This is a genomic window from uncultured Flavonifractor sp. (genome assembly GCF_944383115.1).
GTDB lineage: Bacteria > Bacillota > Clostridia > Oscillospirales > Oscillospiraceae > Flavonifractor.
Genome location: NZ_CALWOJ010000040.1, coordinates 1 through 17,336 on the forward strand (window position 1 = coordinate 1; position 17,336 = coordinate 17,336).

Annotated in this window: 15 protein-coding genes; 10 read left to right on the top strand and 5 right to left on the bottom strand. The window is 60.2% G+C overall.

Annotated elements, in window-relative coordinates:
- The 4 genes from Q0K43_RS05995 to Q0K43_RS06010 form a co-directional block, all read left to right on the top strand.
- Nucleotides 1-801 (top strand): electron transfer flavoprotein subunit alpha/FixB family protein (locus Q0K43_RS05995; RefSeq protein WP_297289657.1); only part of this gene is annotated, 801 nt, incomplete at its 5' end.
- 116 nt (nucleotides 802-917) lie between these two features.
- On the top strand, nucleotides 918-1,793 hold the full coding sequence (locus Q0K43_RS06000) for a DMT family transporter (RefSeq protein WP_297289658.1): 876 nt from the start codon (nucleotides 918-920) through the stop codon (nucleotides 1,791-1,793).
- 105 nt (nucleotides 1,794-1,898) lie between these two features.
- On the top strand, nucleotides 1,899-2,147 hold the full coding sequence (locus Q0K43_RS06005; protein WP_087187840.1) for a DUF6514 family protein: 249 nt from the start codon (nucleotides 1,899-1,901) through the stop codon (nucleotides 2,145-2,147).
- 193 nt (nucleotides 2,148-2,340) lie between these two features.
- The gene (locus Q0K43_RS06010; RefSeq protein ID WP_297289659.1) at nucleotides 2,341-3,726 is read left to right on the top strand and encodes a sodium-dependent transporter; all 1,386 of its coding nucleotides are present in this window, start codon (nucleotides 2,341-2,343) and stop codon (nucleotides 3,724-3,726) included.
- A gap of 42 nt (nucleotides 3,727-3,768) precedes the next feature.
- Here the strand turns inward: Q0K43_RS06010 and Q0K43_RS06015 are convergent, their stop codons facing one another.
- The 5 genes from Q0K43_RS06015 to Q0K43_RS06035 all read right to left on the bottom strand — a co-directional run bounded on the left by Q0K43_RS06015 (nucleotide 3,769) and on the right by Q0K43_RS06035 (nucleotide 9,380).
- Nucleotides 3,769-4,491 (bottom strand): polysaccharide deacetylase family protein, encoded by a 723-nt coding sequence (locus tag Q0K43_RS06015; RefSeq protein WP_297289660.1) that lies wholly within the window; start codon nucleotides 4,489-4,491, stop codon nucleotides 3,769-3,771.
- Between the two features lie 80 nt (nucleotides 4,492-4,571).
- A complete protein-coding gene (locus tag Q0K43_RS06020; RefSeq protein ID WP_297289661.1) occupies nucleotides 4,572-5,249 on the bottom strand; it encodes a DUF2461 domain-containing protein in 678 nt (225 codons plus the stop codon).
- A 76-nt stretch (nucleotides 5,250-5,325) separates the two neighbouring features.
- Entirely contained in the window at nucleotides 5,326-7,209 is a 1,884-nt protein-coding gene (locus Q0K43_RS06025) for a VanW family protein (protein ID WP_297289662.1), read from the bottom strand.
- Nucleotides 7,210-7,788: 579 nt separating this feature from the next.
- The gene (locus tag Q0K43_RS06030; RefSeq protein ID WP_297289663.1) at nucleotides 7,789-8,763 is read right to left on the bottom strand and encodes an Ig-like domain-containing protein; all 975 of its coding nucleotides are present in this window, start codon (nucleotides 8,761-8,763) and stop codon (nucleotides 7,789-7,791) included.
- A 200-nt stretch (nucleotides 8,764-8,963) separates the two neighbouring features.
- Entirely contained in the window at nucleotides 8,964-9,380 is a 417-nt protein-coding gene (locus Q0K43_RS06035; protein ID WP_297289664.1) for a hypothetical protein, read from the bottom strand.
- Nucleotides 9,381-9,563: 183 nt separating this feature from the next.
- On the opposite strand from Q0K43_RS06035, the gene murI reads away from it, so the two are divergent.
- The 6 genes from murI to nrdD all read left to right on the top strand — a co-directional run.
- Nucleotides 9,564-10,379 (top strand): glutamate racemase, encoded by an 816-nt coding sequence (murI, locus tag Q0K43_RS06040; RefSeq protein WP_297289665.1) that lies wholly within the window; start codon nucleotides 9,564-9,566, stop codon nucleotides 10,377-10,379.
- A gap of 88 nt (nucleotides 10,380-10,467) precedes the next feature.
- Entirely contained in the window at nucleotides 10,468-10,911 is a 444-nt protein-coding gene (locus Q0K43_RS06045) for a DUF1934 domain-containing protein (RefSeq protein WP_297289666.1), read from the top strand.
- A 52-nt stretch (nucleotides 10,912-10,963) separates the two neighbouring features.
- Complete coding sequence (argS, locus tag Q0K43_RS06050) at nucleotides 10,964-12,712, top strand: arginine--tRNA ligase (RefSeq protein ID WP_297289667.1); 1,749 nt, start codon at nucleotides 10,964-10,966, stop codon at nucleotides 12,710-12,712.
- A gap of 336 nt (nucleotides 12,713-13,048) precedes the next feature.
- Nucleotides 13,049-14,323: a glycosyltransferase family 2 protein gene (locus tag Q0K43_RS06055; RefSeq protein ID WP_297289668.1), complete on the top strand. Its 1,275-nt coding sequence runs from the start codon at nucleotides 13,049-13,051 to the stop codon at nucleotides 14,321-14,323.
- A 127-nt stretch (nucleotides 14,324-14,450) separates the two neighbouring features.
- Nucleotides 14,451-15,674, top strand: a complete 1,224-nt coding sequence (locus Q0K43_RS06060) for a homocysteine S-methyltransferase family protein (protein WP_297289669.1) — start codon at nucleotides 14,451-14,453, stop codon at nucleotides 15,672-15,674.
- Nucleotides 15,675-15,864: 190 nt separating this feature from the next.
- Nucleotides 15,865-17,336 (top strand): anaerobic ribonucleoside-triphosphate reductase (nrdD, locus tag Q0K43_RS06065; protein WP_297289670.1); only part of this gene is annotated, 1,472 nt, incomplete at its 3' end.

Below are 17,336 nucleotides of genomic sequence, written 5' to 3' on the forward strand. Positions count from 1 at the left end.
GAGATCTTCCTCATCGGCGCCACCAACATCGGCCGTGACCTGGGCCCCCGCTGCGCTGCCCGGCTGCACACCGGTCTGACCGCCGACTGTACCCACCTGGATGTGGACGTGGCCAAGTACAAGGAGTTCCTGAAGACCACCTCCACCATCGACGTGGACAACACCGTGTTCGAGGAGAACACCAACCTGAAGATGACCCGTCCCGCCTTCGGTGGTCACCTGATGGCCACCATCATCTGCCCCCGCTTCCGTCCCCAGATGTCCACCGTGCGTCCCGGCGTGATGCAGACCCAGCCCTACGACGAGGCCGGCGCTGCCAAGACCGTCATTGAGAACGTGAATGTGGCTCTGTCCAAGGACGACATCCATGTGGACGTGCTGGAGGTCAAGAAGGCCGCCAAGAAGCTGGTTGACCTGATCGGCGCCGACGTTGTGGTCTCCGTGGGCCGCGGCATCAGCAAGGACGTTGAGGGCGGCATCAAGCTGGCTGAGGAGCTGGCCGGCGTCCTGGGCGGCGTTGTGGGCTCCTCCCGTGCCTGCGTGGATGCCGGCTGGATCGGCGCTGACCACCAGGTTGGCCAGACCGGCAAGACCGTGCATCCCCGCATCTATGTTGCTCTGGGTATCTCCGGCGCCATCCAGCACCTGGCTGGCATGCAGGACTCCGAGTGCATCATCGCGGTGAACAAGAACGAGTCCGCCCCCATCTTCGACGTGGCTTCCTACGGCATCGTGGGCGACCTGTACAAGGTCACTCCCATGCTCATCGAGGCCATCCGGGCTGCCAAGGCTGCCAAGTAAGATCCCTTACATCAAAAATCACCGGCTGGATTCCAGCCGGTGATTTTTTGTGCCCGGAATGATTGCGCAGCAGGACGGAATGGGATATACTGATAAGCCGTAAGGAGGTGAGGAGAATGCTGGAACGCCATCCCAACAGCGTGCTGCTGCTGGGCGTGCTGGGCATTTCCATCTCCGCCATCCTGGTGCGATACTCCCAGGCCCCTTCCGTGATCACCGCGGTGTACCGCCTGGGCTGGACGGTATTGCTGCTGCTGCCGGCGGTACTGATCAAATTTCGGCAGGAACTGAAGCGGGTGCGTGGGAGAGACGTGGTGCTGTGTGCCCTCAGCGGGATCTGTCTGGCCCTCCACTTCCTCACCTGGTTTGAGTCCCTCAAATGGACAGGCGTGGCGGTATCCACCGTGCTGGTCAGCACGGAGGTCATCTTTACCGCCCTGGGCTTTGCCCTCTTTCTCAAGGGCCGTATCCCGCCCCTGGGTGTGGCGGCTATCCTGTTGGCCTTCGGCGGCAGCGCCATCCTGGCCCTGGCGGGCGGCGGCCAGGGCAGCCAACTGTACGGAAACCTGCTGGCCCTGGCCGCAGCTTTCTTTGTCGCTCTGTATACTTTAATTGGAAGAATACAGAGAGGATACCTTTCCACCACGGTATACACCTTTTTGACCTACCTGGCCTGCTTTCTGACCCTGCTGCTGATGGCCCTGGCCAGCGGTACCCCCCTGGTGGGCTATGGGGGTCGGGAGTGGCTCATCGGCCTGGGCCTGGCAGTGCTGTGTACCCTCATGGGCCACAGCCTGTTCAGCTGGTGCCTGAAATATCTGTCCCCCGCCTATGTGTCGGCGGTCAAACTGTGCGAACCGGTCTTTTCCGGCAGCTTGGCGGTTCCGCTGTTCGGGGAGATCCCCACGCCCCTCCAGCTGCTGGGCGCGGCAATTATTCTGGGCGCGGTATTGCTCTATACCTGGGCGGAGCGTGAAAACAAGACGCAGTAGTCCCTTGCCGGCGATTTGTGACGAAAGAATACGAACGGTAAAACTTTACAAATTATGGTAAAGATGTATAATTGAGTCATAGAATCGCGTAAAGGGGAGAGAACAATGAGAGAACTGCTGCTGGAGAGTCCGGCGGACTGCGGATACCGCTACGCCATCCTGGTGGACGAGATGTCGGTGGGCGGTCTTTGCTGCGAGAGCTACGGTGTGAAGGTGACCGGGCCGGACGGGGAGAGTGAGGAGATCCCCAATATTACGGTGAGTGCCGGCCGGATCGACGAGTTGGCGGAGCTGATCCTCCGCAATCAGGTGTCGCCGGTGACGCTGCGGGACGTAGTGGAGGATTGGCTGTAAGAGTCGAATTTCTATTTTGCAGGAATTGACATGGCGTAAAAAATCGGCTATGATAAACAATACGGAATAGACTGCGATGCGGTGGTTCCCGCGGCGTGAGCCGCGGGAATTCTCTTTGCCCCGCCGATGGGGGCGAGGCTATCCGTCAAAGGGCGGTTCTGAGGGCCGCCTGCCCAAGGGAGGAAAAACGAACGTGAAAGAGAGAGAGACCTTTGCGTCCCGGCTGGGATTTGTACTCATCTCTGCCGGGTGCGCCATTGGGCTGGGCAATGTCTGGCGCTTTCCCTACATCGTGGGACAGTACGGCGGCGCGGCCTTTGTGCTGATCTATCTGGTGTTTCTGGTGATTATGGGCGTACCCATCATGGCCATGGAGTTCGCTGTGGGCCGGGCCAGCCGCAAGAGCATCATTGTGTCCTTTCAGGAACTGGAGCCCAAGGGCGCCAAGTGGCACTGGTATGGCTGGTTCGGCATGGCGGGCAACTACCTGCTGATGATGTTCTACACCACCATTGCCGGCTGGCTGCTGCTGTACTTCTTCAAGATTGCCGCCGGGCAATTTGACGGCCTGGATCAGGCCGGTGTGGCCCGGGTCTATGGGGAAATGACAGCCGACCCTGGTATCCAGGTGATTTTTATGGCCGCTGTAGTGGTGCTGGGCATGGTGATCTGCAGCCGTGGCCTGCGCAACGGCGTGGAGAAGGCCAACAAGTTCATGATGCTCTGCCTGCTGTGCCTGCTGGTGATCCTGGCCATCCGGGCCGTCACCCTGCCCGGCGCAGTCAAGGGCCTGGAGTTCTATCTGGTACCCAATTTTGAAAACCTGATGTATGATGCCAACGGCAAGTTCCGGCTGGGCGAGGCCATCTACGCGGCGATGGGCCAGTCCTTCTTTACCCTGAGCCTGGGCATCGGCGCGATGGCCATCTTCGGCAGCTACATCGGCAAGGAGCGCCGCCTCTTCGGTGAAGCTATCAGCGTGGGTATCCTGGACACCTGCGTGGCTTTTGTGGCCGGCCTGATCATTTTCCCCTCCGCTTTCGCGTTCGGCATCAACCCCGACGAGGGCTTCAATCTTATTTTTGTGACTCTGCCCAATGTGTTCAACGCCATGTCGGGCGGACGGCTGTGGGGCGCGCTGTTCTTCGTGTTCCTGTTCTTTGCCGCCCTGTCCACCATTACCGCCGTGTTTGAGAACATCCTGGCCTGCTGGATGGACAAGTGGGGGACATCCCGGGGCAAGGCGGTGGCTATCAACCTGGTCCTCATCTTCCTGCTCAGCCTGCCCTGCCTGCTGGGCAACAACCTGTGGAGCGGCGTGCAATTCCTGGGCTCCGGCATCATGGCGTGGGAGGACTTCCTTATCACCAACAACCTGCTGCCCATCGGTTCGGTGATCTACCTGCTCTTCTGCTGCCTGTCCAAAAAGATCGCCTGGGGCTTTGACAGCTTCCTGGCCGAGGCCGACCAGGGCAAGGGCGTCCGGTTCCCTGCCAAGCTGCGGATGTATTTCACCGTGGTGGTGCCCATCATCGTGCTGATTATCTTTGTCATGGGCTATATCGAGAAATTTGCGTAATATATGTGAAAAGGACCTGCTTTCAGCAGGTCCTTTTTTTGTTCAGGGGTAGGCGTTGGAGTACACTTCGCCTTGCCCCAGGGAGCGGCCCCGGGCCGCAAAGAGTTGGTCAATGGTGCAGAAGTAGTAGCCCTGGGCGTGGAGACAATCCACGATCTGCAACGCGGCATCCACCGACTCTGGATAGATGTCGTGGAGCAGAATGATGCTGCCGTCCCGGGCCTGGGACACCACTTCTTTCACCACCCGATCGGTATCCTTGTCGTCCCAGTCCTCCGGGTCGATGGACCACAGGATGATAGGACAGCCGGCATGGTTCTTCACGCCCTCGTCCCACTTGCCGAAGGGGGGACGCAGCAGGAAGCCGTTGTGGCCCAGCAGGTCCTCCAGCAGGGCTCGGGTCGTACCCACCTGGGCATCAAAATCGGTCTGGTTGAGGGCTGTGAGCTGCACATGGTCGAAGGTGTGGATACCGATCTGGTGTCCCTCCCGGTCCATCCGCTCCACCACATCCTCGTTGTCCGCGATCTGACGGCCAATGAGGAAGAAGGTGGCTTTCACACCCCGCTCCGCCAGACCGTCCAGCAGACGGGTGGTGGTGGAGCGGCGGGGCCCGTCGTCAAAAGTGAGTGCAATGAGCTTTTGCTGAGGCAGCTGGGCGGGAGCGTCCGCCGGCTGGGCCGCCTGCCAGGCGCACATGGAGGAGGAAAGACTGGCCAGCAGCGCCGCCAGTACCAATATCACCCGTCTTCCATACCGCCCCATGCCGCTCGCCTCCATTTCAGCCGTTGTCTGACTTAGTATGCGCGGCAAAAAGGCGGGCCTTTCACACAAAATCTGTTAATTCAGGGCTGGCGGGGATCGGGATCGCCGCTGAGAGACAGGACATACTGATAATAGGGCAGCAGAAACTCGTAGTTGTCCACCAGAGTGTCGGCCAGCGCATGGCTCCACAGCAGCTCCTCATGGGGGGCGCTGTAGGAGAGAGCAAAGCTCTTTTTGTTGTACCAAGGCTGGAGCAGAGGGGAAGGGGCGGACTTGGGCCGCTTGTAATCCTCACCCTCCAGGATAAACTGGTCCTGTTTGGTCAGACGGCGGGCCAGCTGCTCCATAGGCTTGGGGTCACGGTTCATCCGGGCCCGGAACTTGGCCATGGTCACCGCCGGGGCCATCCAGAACCCCATGCCGCAGGACCAGCCCTCCGGTTCCAGCTCAAACCAGAACACCGGCTCGGAACCCGACTCGGCGTGAGGGCGGACCAGGCTCATCCACAGGTGGTCCTTGTAGGGTCCCCGGCCAAAGAGCCGCCGGGCATCCCGGTAGATCCGGGATACCTTGCATACCAGATCCAGGTCGGGGTGCTTGTCCAGAAAACGGGCGTAGACCTCGTTGGCCAGTTCCTTCATGGGACGCTGGAAATGGGTCAGGTATTCTTCTTTATGGGCCTCAAACCAGGCCTTCTCGTTGTTGAAGCGGATGCCCCACATGAAATCCACGGTGGCGGCGGAAAATCCTTCAAACATAGCGGTTCCTTTCTGTATTTTGGTATTTGGGCAAGCAAGGCCCCCCGCCGGGCGGGGGGCCTTGGTCACAATGAGGTCAGGCGGCGGGAGATTCCTCTGCCCCGTTGGGGGAGGCGGTGGTTGTCTCTGCCGGCGGGGTGGACTCCGGCGTGGGTGTGGCGGCCGGCGTGGGCGTTGCCTCCGGCTCCGGCGTGGCGGAGGGAGTCGCCGCGGGGCTGGGTGTAGCGGAGGGCGTTGCGCTGGGGGTGGCGGAAGGTGTGGCGCTGGGTGTAGCCGAAGGCGTGGGAGTGGGTGTAGGCGTGGGTTCCACAGGCGTCAGCGTTTTCAGCCCGGTAGAGGGATCAATGCCCCAGCGTGCGGCGTCGGCAGGGTTGTAGTAATATACGGCATTGGAGGCACTGTAGCTGTTGCGGTAGAGGAAGATGGTGTCTACAGTGTTGCCGTTTTTATCCACCAGCTTCTGGTACACATCCACCGTGACGCCGTTATAGCGGGAATAGTTGGGGTCCCGCTGAGGCTCGGTACCCTGGGGGATGGAGGCATCGGGCTTATAAGTGTTTTTATAGGGAGTTGTGGAGATGGTAATGGAGTAAGGCTCGCCGTGGATGCCGGTGGTATCGGTGCCGTAGATGGTGACGTGGAGTCTGTGGCTCTTATCCTGGTAAGCCTCGATCTTAATGGGATAGTCGGTGCTGTTTTTGAAGCGGAAGTCGATCTGGTCACTCCACACGGTGGCGTCAGTACCGATTACCGGCATATATCCGCTGTTAAAAGCGTGGTTCCTCCGCTCCACCGTCTCCAGATTGGCTTTCAGGGTAACCCAGTAGAGGGTGGAGGAGAGCTGGCAGATGCCGCCGGCGGTGGCGTCGATGCTCTGACCGTTCTGGTAGGTACCCGCCTTCTTGTAGCCGCTGGACAGGGTGTAAGGGCCGGCAAGGTCGTTGTAGGAGAACACCTCGCCGGGCAGCAGGATGGTGCCGTTGATCCGGCCGGCGGCCAGGTCGATATTGTACCAGCGGTTGGCCGGGCCTGCGCATACGGTGGTGCCGGTACCCAGCACGTCCTTAAAGAGATTTGCTTCCAGGTCGGCTGTGGTCATCTCGGGTTCAGTCTTGGTCAGGGGCACGGAGACGTCGGAACCCTCCGCAGCACTGTCCAGGGCGGACTTGGCGGCGGCGGTATCCAGGCCGATGCCGGTGACGGAGGGAACGATGGTCTTGCTCTCCTTGTCTAAGTAGGCGTCGGCGGGTTCCACGCAGATCTCGTCGTGGATGGCGTCAAAATCCGGGTCCAGCGGGGGCGCGGTGGTCACCTGGGTCTCCAGCGGAGTGTTGTCGGCGCTGCTGTCCTCCAGCAGCTGGGAAAACCGCTCCTCAGCGGCGGCAGACAGGGCGGCCACATCGATGGTGCGGCCGGTAACACCCTTGTGGAATACCAACTGATCCCCCGCCACCTCCCAGGTGGTCTGAGCTTCCGGGTCGGCAAATTCGGTAACCACCTGAGAAAGTACGTCGGGCGTATCCTCCAGGGAGACGGGGACAGAATACCGGGCGCTGCCAGTCATGGCGCCCAGGTACTGGGCGCCCCGGGTGAAGAAACTGCCGGACTGCTGGGTCAGGGCTTCCTGCACGGCGGCCTCCACCGCTTTGGAATCCACAGAGGCGTCGCTGCCGCTGATGGTAAATTCCTTACCCTCGCAGGTGAAGGGAACGGAGAGCTGGGAAAGACGCTCAGGAAGCTGGGTCTTTAAAGTCTCAACGGCCTGTTCTTGGGTCTGACCCCCTACGTCCACACCGGCGATGGTGGTATTGGGCAGGAACGTGCCGCTGCCTGCCGCGGCGCACAGGCCCAGATAGCCGGCCGCCAGCGCCACCACGACCACCAGTACTGCGATCAGGGCGATCTTGCCGCCCGCCGGCTTTTTTGCCTGGGCGGTGTGTTTGCCCTCAGTTTGTGCCATAATTGATCACTCCAACCTGATATTGATGTCCGGAAAAACCGGGAAAGAATTCTGCGAAATGGGGCGGAGCATGCGGATATTTTATCTGGGACCGCCCGAATAGGACAGATTCAATAACCCATATTATAGGTGGTTCCACCGAGAAAAGCAATTACAGAATGGTTACATGAGCGGCGGTTTGTCCGCATATTCAGCATGGCACATCCGAAAGATCATATCCATCGAATCTTTGACACTTTTGTGATAGTATGACAGCGCCTGTGGGGTAAGAAACTGAAAACGCTTCATAAATCGTTTACATAAGGTCCAAAATTTGTCCAACACTCGACAGGGTGGCTGTGCTATCCTATAGACACAGCCAAGCAAGACGGCAGAGACGGCGCGTCGGGAGTGTGCGGAGGAGAAATGCCATCCGGAGCGCGTTCAGCAAGCCGGCCCGTCCCTGTGACTGCCCCCCGGCTGTGGGGGCAGACCAAAAGCAACACCTGGCCCTGCCGAGTGATGAGATAAAGTGGATTCCTCCACAAAAACCCCAAAAGGCCCCGGACAAAAGAGTCCGGGGCCTTTTCTTGTGTGGGATTAGCTGCAGCGCACCGTGCAGGTCAGAGTCTGGCCATCCACGGAACAGGTCAGCGTGGTGGTTCCCTTGCCCACATAGGTGACCGTGCCGTCGGCAGATACCGTAGCAACGGCGGTGTTTCCGATGCTCCAAACGGGGGTGGAGGAGGTGCCGTTCACCTTGACGCGGTAGGACGGATAGGTTTTACTCAGGGTAAAGTCTGTCCGGGTCAGGGAGAGGGAGGTGGAGGTGGTGGTTCCGGAGCCGGTGGTGGTGGACCCGCCGGACGTCACGGAATTATGGACCAGACAGGTGCGGGTCACCCCGCCGGGCATGGTGGCGGTAATGGTGGCATTACCCGTCTTGGAACCGGGGCTGACCTTACCGGTTTCGTCCACGCTCACCACCTCAGGGTCACTGCTGGTCCAGGTAATGGTACCGGTGGAGCCGGCAGGAATAAAGGTGGCAGTCAGGGTGATGGGATCGGGATAGCGGTTGCTCAAAGAGAACTCCGTATAATTGAGGGTGAAGTCAGTGGCTGTCTGCCCGGCGGGAACGGTCTCCAACGGATCGGGAGAGTCGGTAGGATCGGGATTGGCGCTGGGATCGGGATTGGTGCTGGGCTGTACGGACTCTGTGGGCTGGATGCTTTCCGTTCCGGGAGGAGTGTCCACCGAGCCGCCCTTGCTCACCAGTGGGATAATGACCGAGATCACAATGATGACCGCGGCGATAATGATGGCCAGAGAAAGGATGATACCCGCCAGCCGCAAGGGAGAGGGGCCGCGGCCATAGCCGCCTCCTCTGGTGTTGGTTACCAGCCGTTTACCCCCCCGGAGACGGGGAGGCGCGTCACTTTCTATGTCGTAGTCTTCTTCGTCCAGCGGCACCTCGTCACAGAAGGGACAGTGCTTATAGGTAGAGGCGTAATCTTCGCCGCAATATTCGCAGTGGATCATTCTGGGACGATCGTCCCGGGTTCGCCTGGACGCCATAGGAAATCCCTCCAATCGACATTCTTATTGCTATTGTACAACGGCGGAACACAGCCCGTCAACGGTACTTCGGCAAATGTAAAAGTTTTTTAACAATTATGTCAACTATTCGATTGTGGAAGAGCTGGGTGGTGCGGTGAGGTCCGGACAAAAAAGACCCCTGCCGCCGGCGGTGCCGGAGGCAGGGGCTTTGAGCCGTCTTACAGGTGATCGCTGTCCACCAGGATGTTGTCGGTGCCGTGTTCTTCAAATTCTGCGATATAGGCGTCGATACGGCTGGTCAGCTCGTCATAGTTGCTCTCGTCGATGGGAGCGTCGTCCATATCCCGGCGGGCCAGATCTTCCGCCAGGATGTCGAAAAACACGTTATTCTCATATTCTATAATGGCCTCGTGGATGCCGCCTTCGGCAAAAGCACGGGAGGGAACCACCTCGCCCTGCCAGTCCTCGGCCAGGGAGGGCATTCCTTCCGCACGGGCCTTGGCGAAAAGCAGGCTCTCTACTTCGTCATAATCTTTGAACCGATCGTCCCCACGGGTGGAGTTCAGGATCCAGTTGCCAATATAGGCCATATCCAGCAGACGGCGAAACTGCTTGGTCGTCAGTTCCAGCTTCATACCAATGCGACCTCCTCGCTGTCATGACGTTGGGGCGTGGAGTACCACGCCTTACTTTCATATTATAGTCAGCCCTGAAGAAATGTCAAACCAGCCGGTGAAAAATGTGAAAATAACCCCTTGTTTTCCAGCTCCGTTTCCCCTATGATTAAAGGAACCACAGTAGCACAAGGAGGGAGCGTCTTGGACAGACGACCCATCGGCGTTTTTGATTCGGGCCTGGGGGGCCTGACCACGGTACGGGAGCTGTGCCGCCTGCTGCCCGGCGAGGATATCGTCTACTTCGGCGATACCGGGCGGGTGCCCTACGGCAGCCGCTCCCGGGAGACCATCGTGCGGTATGCCCGGCAGGACGTGGCGTTCCTGCGCACCTTTGATTTAAAGATGATCGTCATTGCCTGCGGCACCGTATCCACCACGGCCCTGGAGACGCTGGCTGCGGAAAACACCATTCCGGTATTGGGGGTGGTGGCCCCTGCCGCTGCTGCGGCGGCGGCAGCCACCCGCAATGGGAAGATCGGCCTCATCGGTACCCAGGCATCCATCCGCAGCGGGGCCTACGAGGCGCTGATCCTGGGCGCGGACCCGGCGGTCCGGGTGATCGCCCAGCCCTGCCCGCTTTTCGTTCCCCTGGTGGAGAACGGACGGTTCCGGCCCGGAGATGTGGTCATTGAGACGGTGGCGGCGGAGTATTTGGCGCCATTGAAGCAGGCGGGTGTGGATACCCTGGTATTGGGGTGTACCCACTATCCCCTGCTCCAGGATGTAATCGCCGCCCAGATGGGCCCCCAGGTGGCGCTGGTGAACGCCGGAGCGGAGGGCGCCCGGGCTGCTGCTGCTCGCCTGGCGGCGGAGGATGCCCTCTCCGGCAGGACGGAGGGGGGTAGCTGCCGGTACTTCGTCAGCGACCGGCAGGAGGATTTCTCCCGCCTGGCCTCCATTTTCCTGGGCTGGGACGTGGCCGGAGCGGTAGGCCAGGTGGATATCAGCCGGTACTGAAAACCGCCCCTTTACATCGGGGACGGAATTGGATATAATATGGTGCAATTTGCAGTCAGTACGACATATTAAAGAGGAACACAGAACCATGGAGAACAACGTCATCATATCCATTCAGGGCAAACAGTCCTTTGAAGATCAGGAACCGGAGGTTATCGAACTGGTGACTGAAGGTCAGCTGGCCCAGGACGGGGAGGATGGGTACACCCTCAGCTATCAGGAGAGCGAGCTTACCGGGCTGGAGGGAACTCTGACCACCTTCCAGATCGAACCGGAGCGGGTCACGCTGCTGCGGATGGGAGAGGTCAATTCCCAGATGGTCTTTGAGGAGGGCCGGCGGCACCTGTCCATGTACAATACCCCCTACGGCGCCCTGGCGGTAGGGATCAATACCAAAAAGATGCGGGCCCAGCTCAGTCCGGCCGGCGGCAGCATCGAGATCAATTATGCCCTTGAGATCGACCACGCAGTGGCGGGAGAGAACCTCTTCCACATCCAGGTGCGGCAGAAGGGGAACGCCATCCGGCAGTAAAACCGGCGGCGTACATTTTTGATTTGAGAAGTTAAAAGAAAAGGTGATAGATATGTCCAATATGATCCAGGCGGCCCGGGAACAGGTCGCCCAGCTGACCCAGGCGGCCTACGAGAAGGCCGCGGCCCAGGGCCTGCTGCCCGCCGGGGCGGAGGTCAAGGCCACCATTGAGATTCCCAAGGACCCCACCCACGGGGACTACGCCTCCTCCTTTGCCATGGCGGGAGCCAAGGCCCTCCACAAGGCCCCCCGGCAGATCGCCCAGACCATCGTGGACAACCTGGAGCTGGAAGGCACCTTCTTTGACAAGGTGGAGATCGCCGGGCCCGGCTTCCTCAACTTTACCCTGGGCAGTAAGTGGTACGGAGAAGTCCTCTCCGACATCCAGGCCGAGGGGAACGCCTACGGTGCGGTGGACGAGGGCCACGGCGAGAAGGTGATGGTGGAGTTCGTCTCCGCCAACCCCACCGGCCCCATGCACATCGGCAACGCCCGGGGCGGCGTGCTGGGCGACGCCCTGGCCAGCGTCCTCACCCGGGCCGGGTACGACGTGTGGCGTGAGTTCTATGTCAACGATGCCGGCAATCAGATCCACAAGTTTGCCATGTCCATCGACGCCCGCTACCTCCAGATCGTGCTGGGGGAGGAGAACTACCCCTTCCCCGAGGACGGTTACCACGGCGACGACATCAAGGAGCTGGCCCAGGCCTTCTACGATCAGCACGGCCCCGACTGGAAGGACAAGCCGGAGGAGGAGCGGCAGGAGGCCATGGCCCAGTACGGCCTGTCCGTCAACATCCCCAAGATGAAGGCCGACCTGCGCCGCTATCAGATCGAGTATGACGAGTGGTTCCTGGAGTCCGGCCTCCACAGCTCCGGCTATGTGGCCGAGACGGTGGGGCTGCTGGCCGACAAGGGCTGGACCTATGAGAAGGACGGCGCCCTGTGGCTCAACACCACCGACCTGCTCAAGCAGAAGTTCATGGCTGAGGGCAAGACCCAGGAGCAGGTGGACAAGCTGGACCTGAAGGACGACGTGCTGCGCCGTGCCAACGGCTTCTACACCTACTTCGCCGCCGACATCGCCTACCACCGCAACAAGCTGGAGAAACGGGGCTTCTCCAAGGCCATCAACATCTGGGGCGCCGATCACCACGGCCATGTGGCCCGCCTCCAGGCCGCGCTGGACGGCCTGGGCCTGGACGGCTCCCATCGGCTGGTGGTGGTGCTGATGCAGCTGGTCAACCTGCTGCAGGACGGCCAGCCCGTCCGGATGTCCAAGCGCTCCGGCAAGGCCATCGCCCTGCGGGACCTGCTGGACGAGGTCAGCGTGGACGCCGCCCGGTTCTTCTTCAACTCCCGGTCCTCCACCTCCGCCCTGGACTTCGACCTGGATCTGGCGGTGCGGCAGGATTCCGATAACCCGGTGTACTATGTCCAGTACGCCCACGCCCGGATCTGCTCCCTGGTGAGCCGCCTCACCGAGGAGGGGGCTCAGGTGCCCGACGCGGCGGCGGTCAACGCCGACCTCTTCACCACGGCGGAGGAGAAGGCCCTCATCAAGACCCTGTCCCAGCTGCCCGAGGTGATCCGCATTTCCGCCCGGGACTACGACCCCTCCCACGTCAACCGCTACCTCATCACCCTGGCCGGCGACTTCCACCGCTTCTACAATGCCTGCCGCATCAGGGGGGAGGAGAGCGATATCCTGGCCGCCCGCCTCAAGCTGGCGGATACCGTCCGCTCGGTGATTGCCAACTGTCTGGCCCTCATCGGCGTCACCGCACCTGAGAAAATGTAAGAGCGTAGATCCCGCCTTTTTTTAAAAAGGCGGGATCTTTTTTTGTGCAGTTTCATCAAAGGAAAAAGTAAGTGTTGAGAAATAAATTATGTCAACCAGAAAAAACGATTATTGTTTCGAAAAGAGACATATTAACAGGATGTGGAATCAATTTACAGATATAAGGTCACAATTCTTACATTTGTATAAAAGAAATAAAAACTTTCCCTTAATCTTCTGTTAATTAGTATGTAACACTCTTGTAATCTTTTTTTGACGTGGTATGATATGCTTTGCACACAGCTGAACGCTGGGATGCTGGTTCCTTCCACGATGGACACACGGAGGATCATTGGAATGACGATATTGGAATTAGTGAAGAATCTGAACTTTGCGGTGGTGGCGCTCTTCACCCTGCTCTACTTATATCAGGGCGTTTATGTGGTGGTGGGTCTGGTACTCCGCCGCTGGAAAGAGACCCATCAGCCCCAAAAACTCCATCGCTTTGCGGTGGTGGTATCCGCCCGCAATGAGGAGGGGGTCATAGGGGAACTGTTGGAGAGTCTGAACAAGCAGAACTACCCCAAGGAATTGCTGGACCTGTATGTGGTGGCGGATAACTGTACCGACGATACCGCCGGGGTGGCCCGCAAGGCCGGCGCCTTTGTGTACGAGCGATTCGACCAGCAGAAGAAGGGCAAGGGCTACGCCATGGACTACCTCTTCCACCGCCTGGAGGAGGAGGGTAAGGACGTCTACGACGGTTATTTCGTCTTTGACGCCGACAATCTGGTGGATCCCAACTTTGTCTCCGAGATGAACCGCACCTTCGACAAGGGGTACGACGCCATTACCTGCTACCGCAACTCCAAGAATTTTGGGGACAACTGGATCTCCGCCGGATACTCCATCTGGTTTTTGCGTGAGGCCCGCTTCCTCAATTTCCCCCGCACCCTGCTGGGCACCAACTGCCATGTGTCTGGCACCGGCTTCCTGGTGTCCGCCCAGGTCATCCGGGACAACGGCGGCTGGCCCTTCCATCTGCTCACCGAGGACATTCAGTTCTCTGTGGACTGCGCCATCCGGGGCCGCAAGATCGGCTACTGCGACACCGCCGTGGTGTACGACGAGCAGCCCACCACCTTCCGGCAGTCCTGGGATCAGCGGCTGCGGTGGTCCAAGGGCTTTTACGAGGTGGACCGGGAGTATACCGTACCTCTGCTGAAGGGCTGCTTCCGGCCCGGCCGGCTGGGTACCTCCTGCTACGATATGTTTGTCACCGTGGCCCCCGGTATGCTGCTCACCCTGGTGATGATCCTGTTCAACGGCATTATCCTGGCCAGCTGCATGACCCAGCCCGCCTATATTGCAGCCCGGGTCATTGATGTGACCGCCGGATTCATGCTCTCCGCCCTGTGGAATTTCTATGTGGGTCTGTTCTTCTACGGCCTGCTGACGGTAATCTCCGAGTGGAAGAACATCAGCGCCTCTCCCCTGCGGAAGCTGGGGTATGTATTTACTTTCCCCATCTTCATGTTTACCTACATTCCCATCTCCATTGCCGCCCTGGTGAAGAAGGTGGAGTGGAAGCCCATCTACCACACCTCCACCAAGCGGGTGGGGGCGGGCTGAGCAAAACCCGATGGAAAGAGACCTGCCGTTTTGCGGCAGGTCTCTTTTGCCTGGGAACCAGGCTTGCATTGGATCGTAAAACTGTGATATAATACCACCCAAATGTGCAAGATAGAAGGAGTAAGCAATGATGGACACCATTCCCTTATCCATGCCCATTCTGATGGACGGCGCCACCGGCACTGAGCTGCGCCGGCTGGGTATGCCCGACGGGGCCTGCACCGAGCAGTGGGTGCTGGAGCATCCCCAGGCCTTGCTGGAGGTACAGCAGGGCTATGTGCGTGCAGGCAGCCGGATTTTGCTGGCCCCCACTTTTGGGGCCAACCGGGCCAGCCTGGAGCGGCGGGGCATCCTGGGACAGGTAGGGGACTACAACCGCCGCCTGGTGGAGCTGACCCGTCAGGCCGCCGGGGAGGGCGTACTGGTGGCGGGGGACATGGCCCCTGCCGGGCTGACCCTGGTTCCCTTTGGCGAGAGCAGCTTTGAGGAACTGGTGGCAGTCTATACCGAACAGGCCGCCGCGCTGGAGGCCGCCGGGGTGGACCTGTTTTTCCTGGAGACCATGACCGACATGGCCCAGGCCCGGGCTGCGGTGCTGGCCTGCAAAAGCGTGTCGGACAAGCCGGTGTGGGTGTGCTTCACCTGCGACGACGAGGGACGTACTCCTGCCGGCACCGATGTGCTGGCGGCCCTCATCGTCATGCAGGGCATGGGGGTGTCCGCCTTCGGACTCAACTGTACCAGCCCCGCGGATACGGCGGAGCAGCTGGAGCGGCTGACCCCCTACGCCTCCATCCCCCTGATTGCCAAGCCCTCCGCCGGGCTGCCCGGGGCCTGCTGTACCCCGGAGGAACTGGCGGGCTTCGTACCCCAATATGCCGCCGCCGGGGCCCGCATCTTCGGCGGGTGCTGCGGCGCGGGACAGAACCATCTGGAGGCAGTGGCCGCTGCCGTGGCCGGAGTGGATTTTGCCGCCTTCCCCGGGGTGGAACGGGACCCTGACGTGATCCCCTGCGCCAGCGAGAAGGAGGCCCGCTTCATCACCCCCGACGTGGATGTGGGGGAGACCATCGAGTGTACCCCTGATTTGATGGAGGACATTCTGGAGGCGGAGGAGCAGTCCCCCCAGGGAGCCCTTAAGATCGCCATCCTGGAGGAGGACGACCTGGACATCTTCGCCGAAAACCAGTATGTGGTGAAGGACGCGCTGTGCCTGTGGTCCGACGTGCCCGAGCTGCTGGAGAAGGCCCTGCGGCTCTATCAGGGCCGGGCCTTCTGGGACGGCACCGGCGATTTGGAGGAGGATTTCCTGCGCCGGATGGCCCGCCGGTACGGCCTGGTCCTGCTTTAAGAAAAAATCAGCGAAACAGACAAAAAGCCCATTCCCTTTTTGGGATGGGCTTTTTGTTTTGTGCCTTGACGGAAGTACCAAGATACGGTATCATGGTTCTTGTGCGAGAAATGAAAACACAAGATATTGTGTTCTGTGATAACCGATTGTAATTGCCTGTATGGGCGGAATAGGAAAGGAACGGATGGCTATGACACTTACCAAAATCAGAAAGCGGGACGGCCGGCTGGCGGAGTTCAACGAGGACAAGATTGCCGGCGCCATTGACAAGGCCTTCCGGGCCACCTACAAGCCCGGCAAGGAGGCCGAGGCCAAGCGGCTGGCCGACGAGGTTCTCTCTATCCTGGAGGTGGAGGGGGAGCGCCAGCCCGACGTGGAGCATATCCAGGACCTGGTGGAGCGGGTGCTGATGGACAATGGCTACATTCAGACCGCCAAGGCCTATATCCTCTACCGGGAGGAGCGCAGCCGGGCCCGGGAGATGAACACCCGGCTGATGAAGACCTATGAGGACATCACCTTCTCTGCCGCCAAGGACTCGGACATCAAGCGGGAGAACGCCAACATCGACGGCGACACCGCCATGGGCGCTATGCTCAAGTTTGGCTCTGAGGGGGCCAAGCAGTTCTATGATATGTTTGTCCTCAATCCCGACCACGCCCGGGCCCACCGGGAGGGGGATATCCACATCCACGACCTGGACTTTCTGACCCTCACCACCACCTGCTGCCAGATCGACATCAAAAAGCTCTTTGCCGGCGGCTTTTCCACTGGTCACGGCACCCTGCGGGAGCCCAACGATATCGCCTCCTACGCAGCCCTGTGCTGCATTGCCATCCAGTCCAACCAGAACGACCAGCACGGCGGCCAGAGCGTGGTCAACTTCGACTACGGCATGGCCGACGGCGTGCGCAAGACCTTCAAGCGGCTGTACCGGCAGAATCTGGCCCGGGCGCTGACTCTGCTGGGAGATGAGAGCGATCCCGAGCGGGAGCTGAAGGCCGTCATGGCAAAGCTGGAGGAGGAGACCGGCCTGTGCCCGGTGCTGGCGGGCAGCGAAGACTATTTTGCCGCCGAGCGGGCCGCCCTGGTACCCAAGTTTGGCGACGGGGCCACGGTGGAGAAGGCCCAGAAGTTTGCCCAGCAGCGGGCGGAAAAGGAGACCGACCGGGCCACCTATCAGGCCATGGAGGCCCTGATCCACAACCTGAATACTATGCACTCCCGGGCGGGGGCCCAGACTCCCTTCTCCTCCATCAACTACGGCATGGATACCTCTCCCGAGGGCCGCATGGTGATGAAAAACATCATGCTGGCCACCGAGGCCGGTCTGGGCGGCGGCGAGACCCCCATTTTCCCCATCCAGATCTTCCGGGTGAAGGAGGGGGTCAACTACAACCCCGGGGAGCCCAACTACGACCTGTTCCAGCTGGCCATGCGCTGCTCCGCCAAGCGGCTGTTCCCCAACTTCTCCTTTATCGACGCCCCCTTCAACCTGCAATACTACAAGCCCGGACATCCCGAGACCGAGATCGCCTACATGGGCTGCCGTACCCGGGTTATCGGCAATGTGTACGATCCCAGTCGGGAGATCTGCAATGGCCGGGGCAACCTGTCCTTTACCACCATTAACCTGCCCCGGCTGGCCATCAAGGCCCGGGG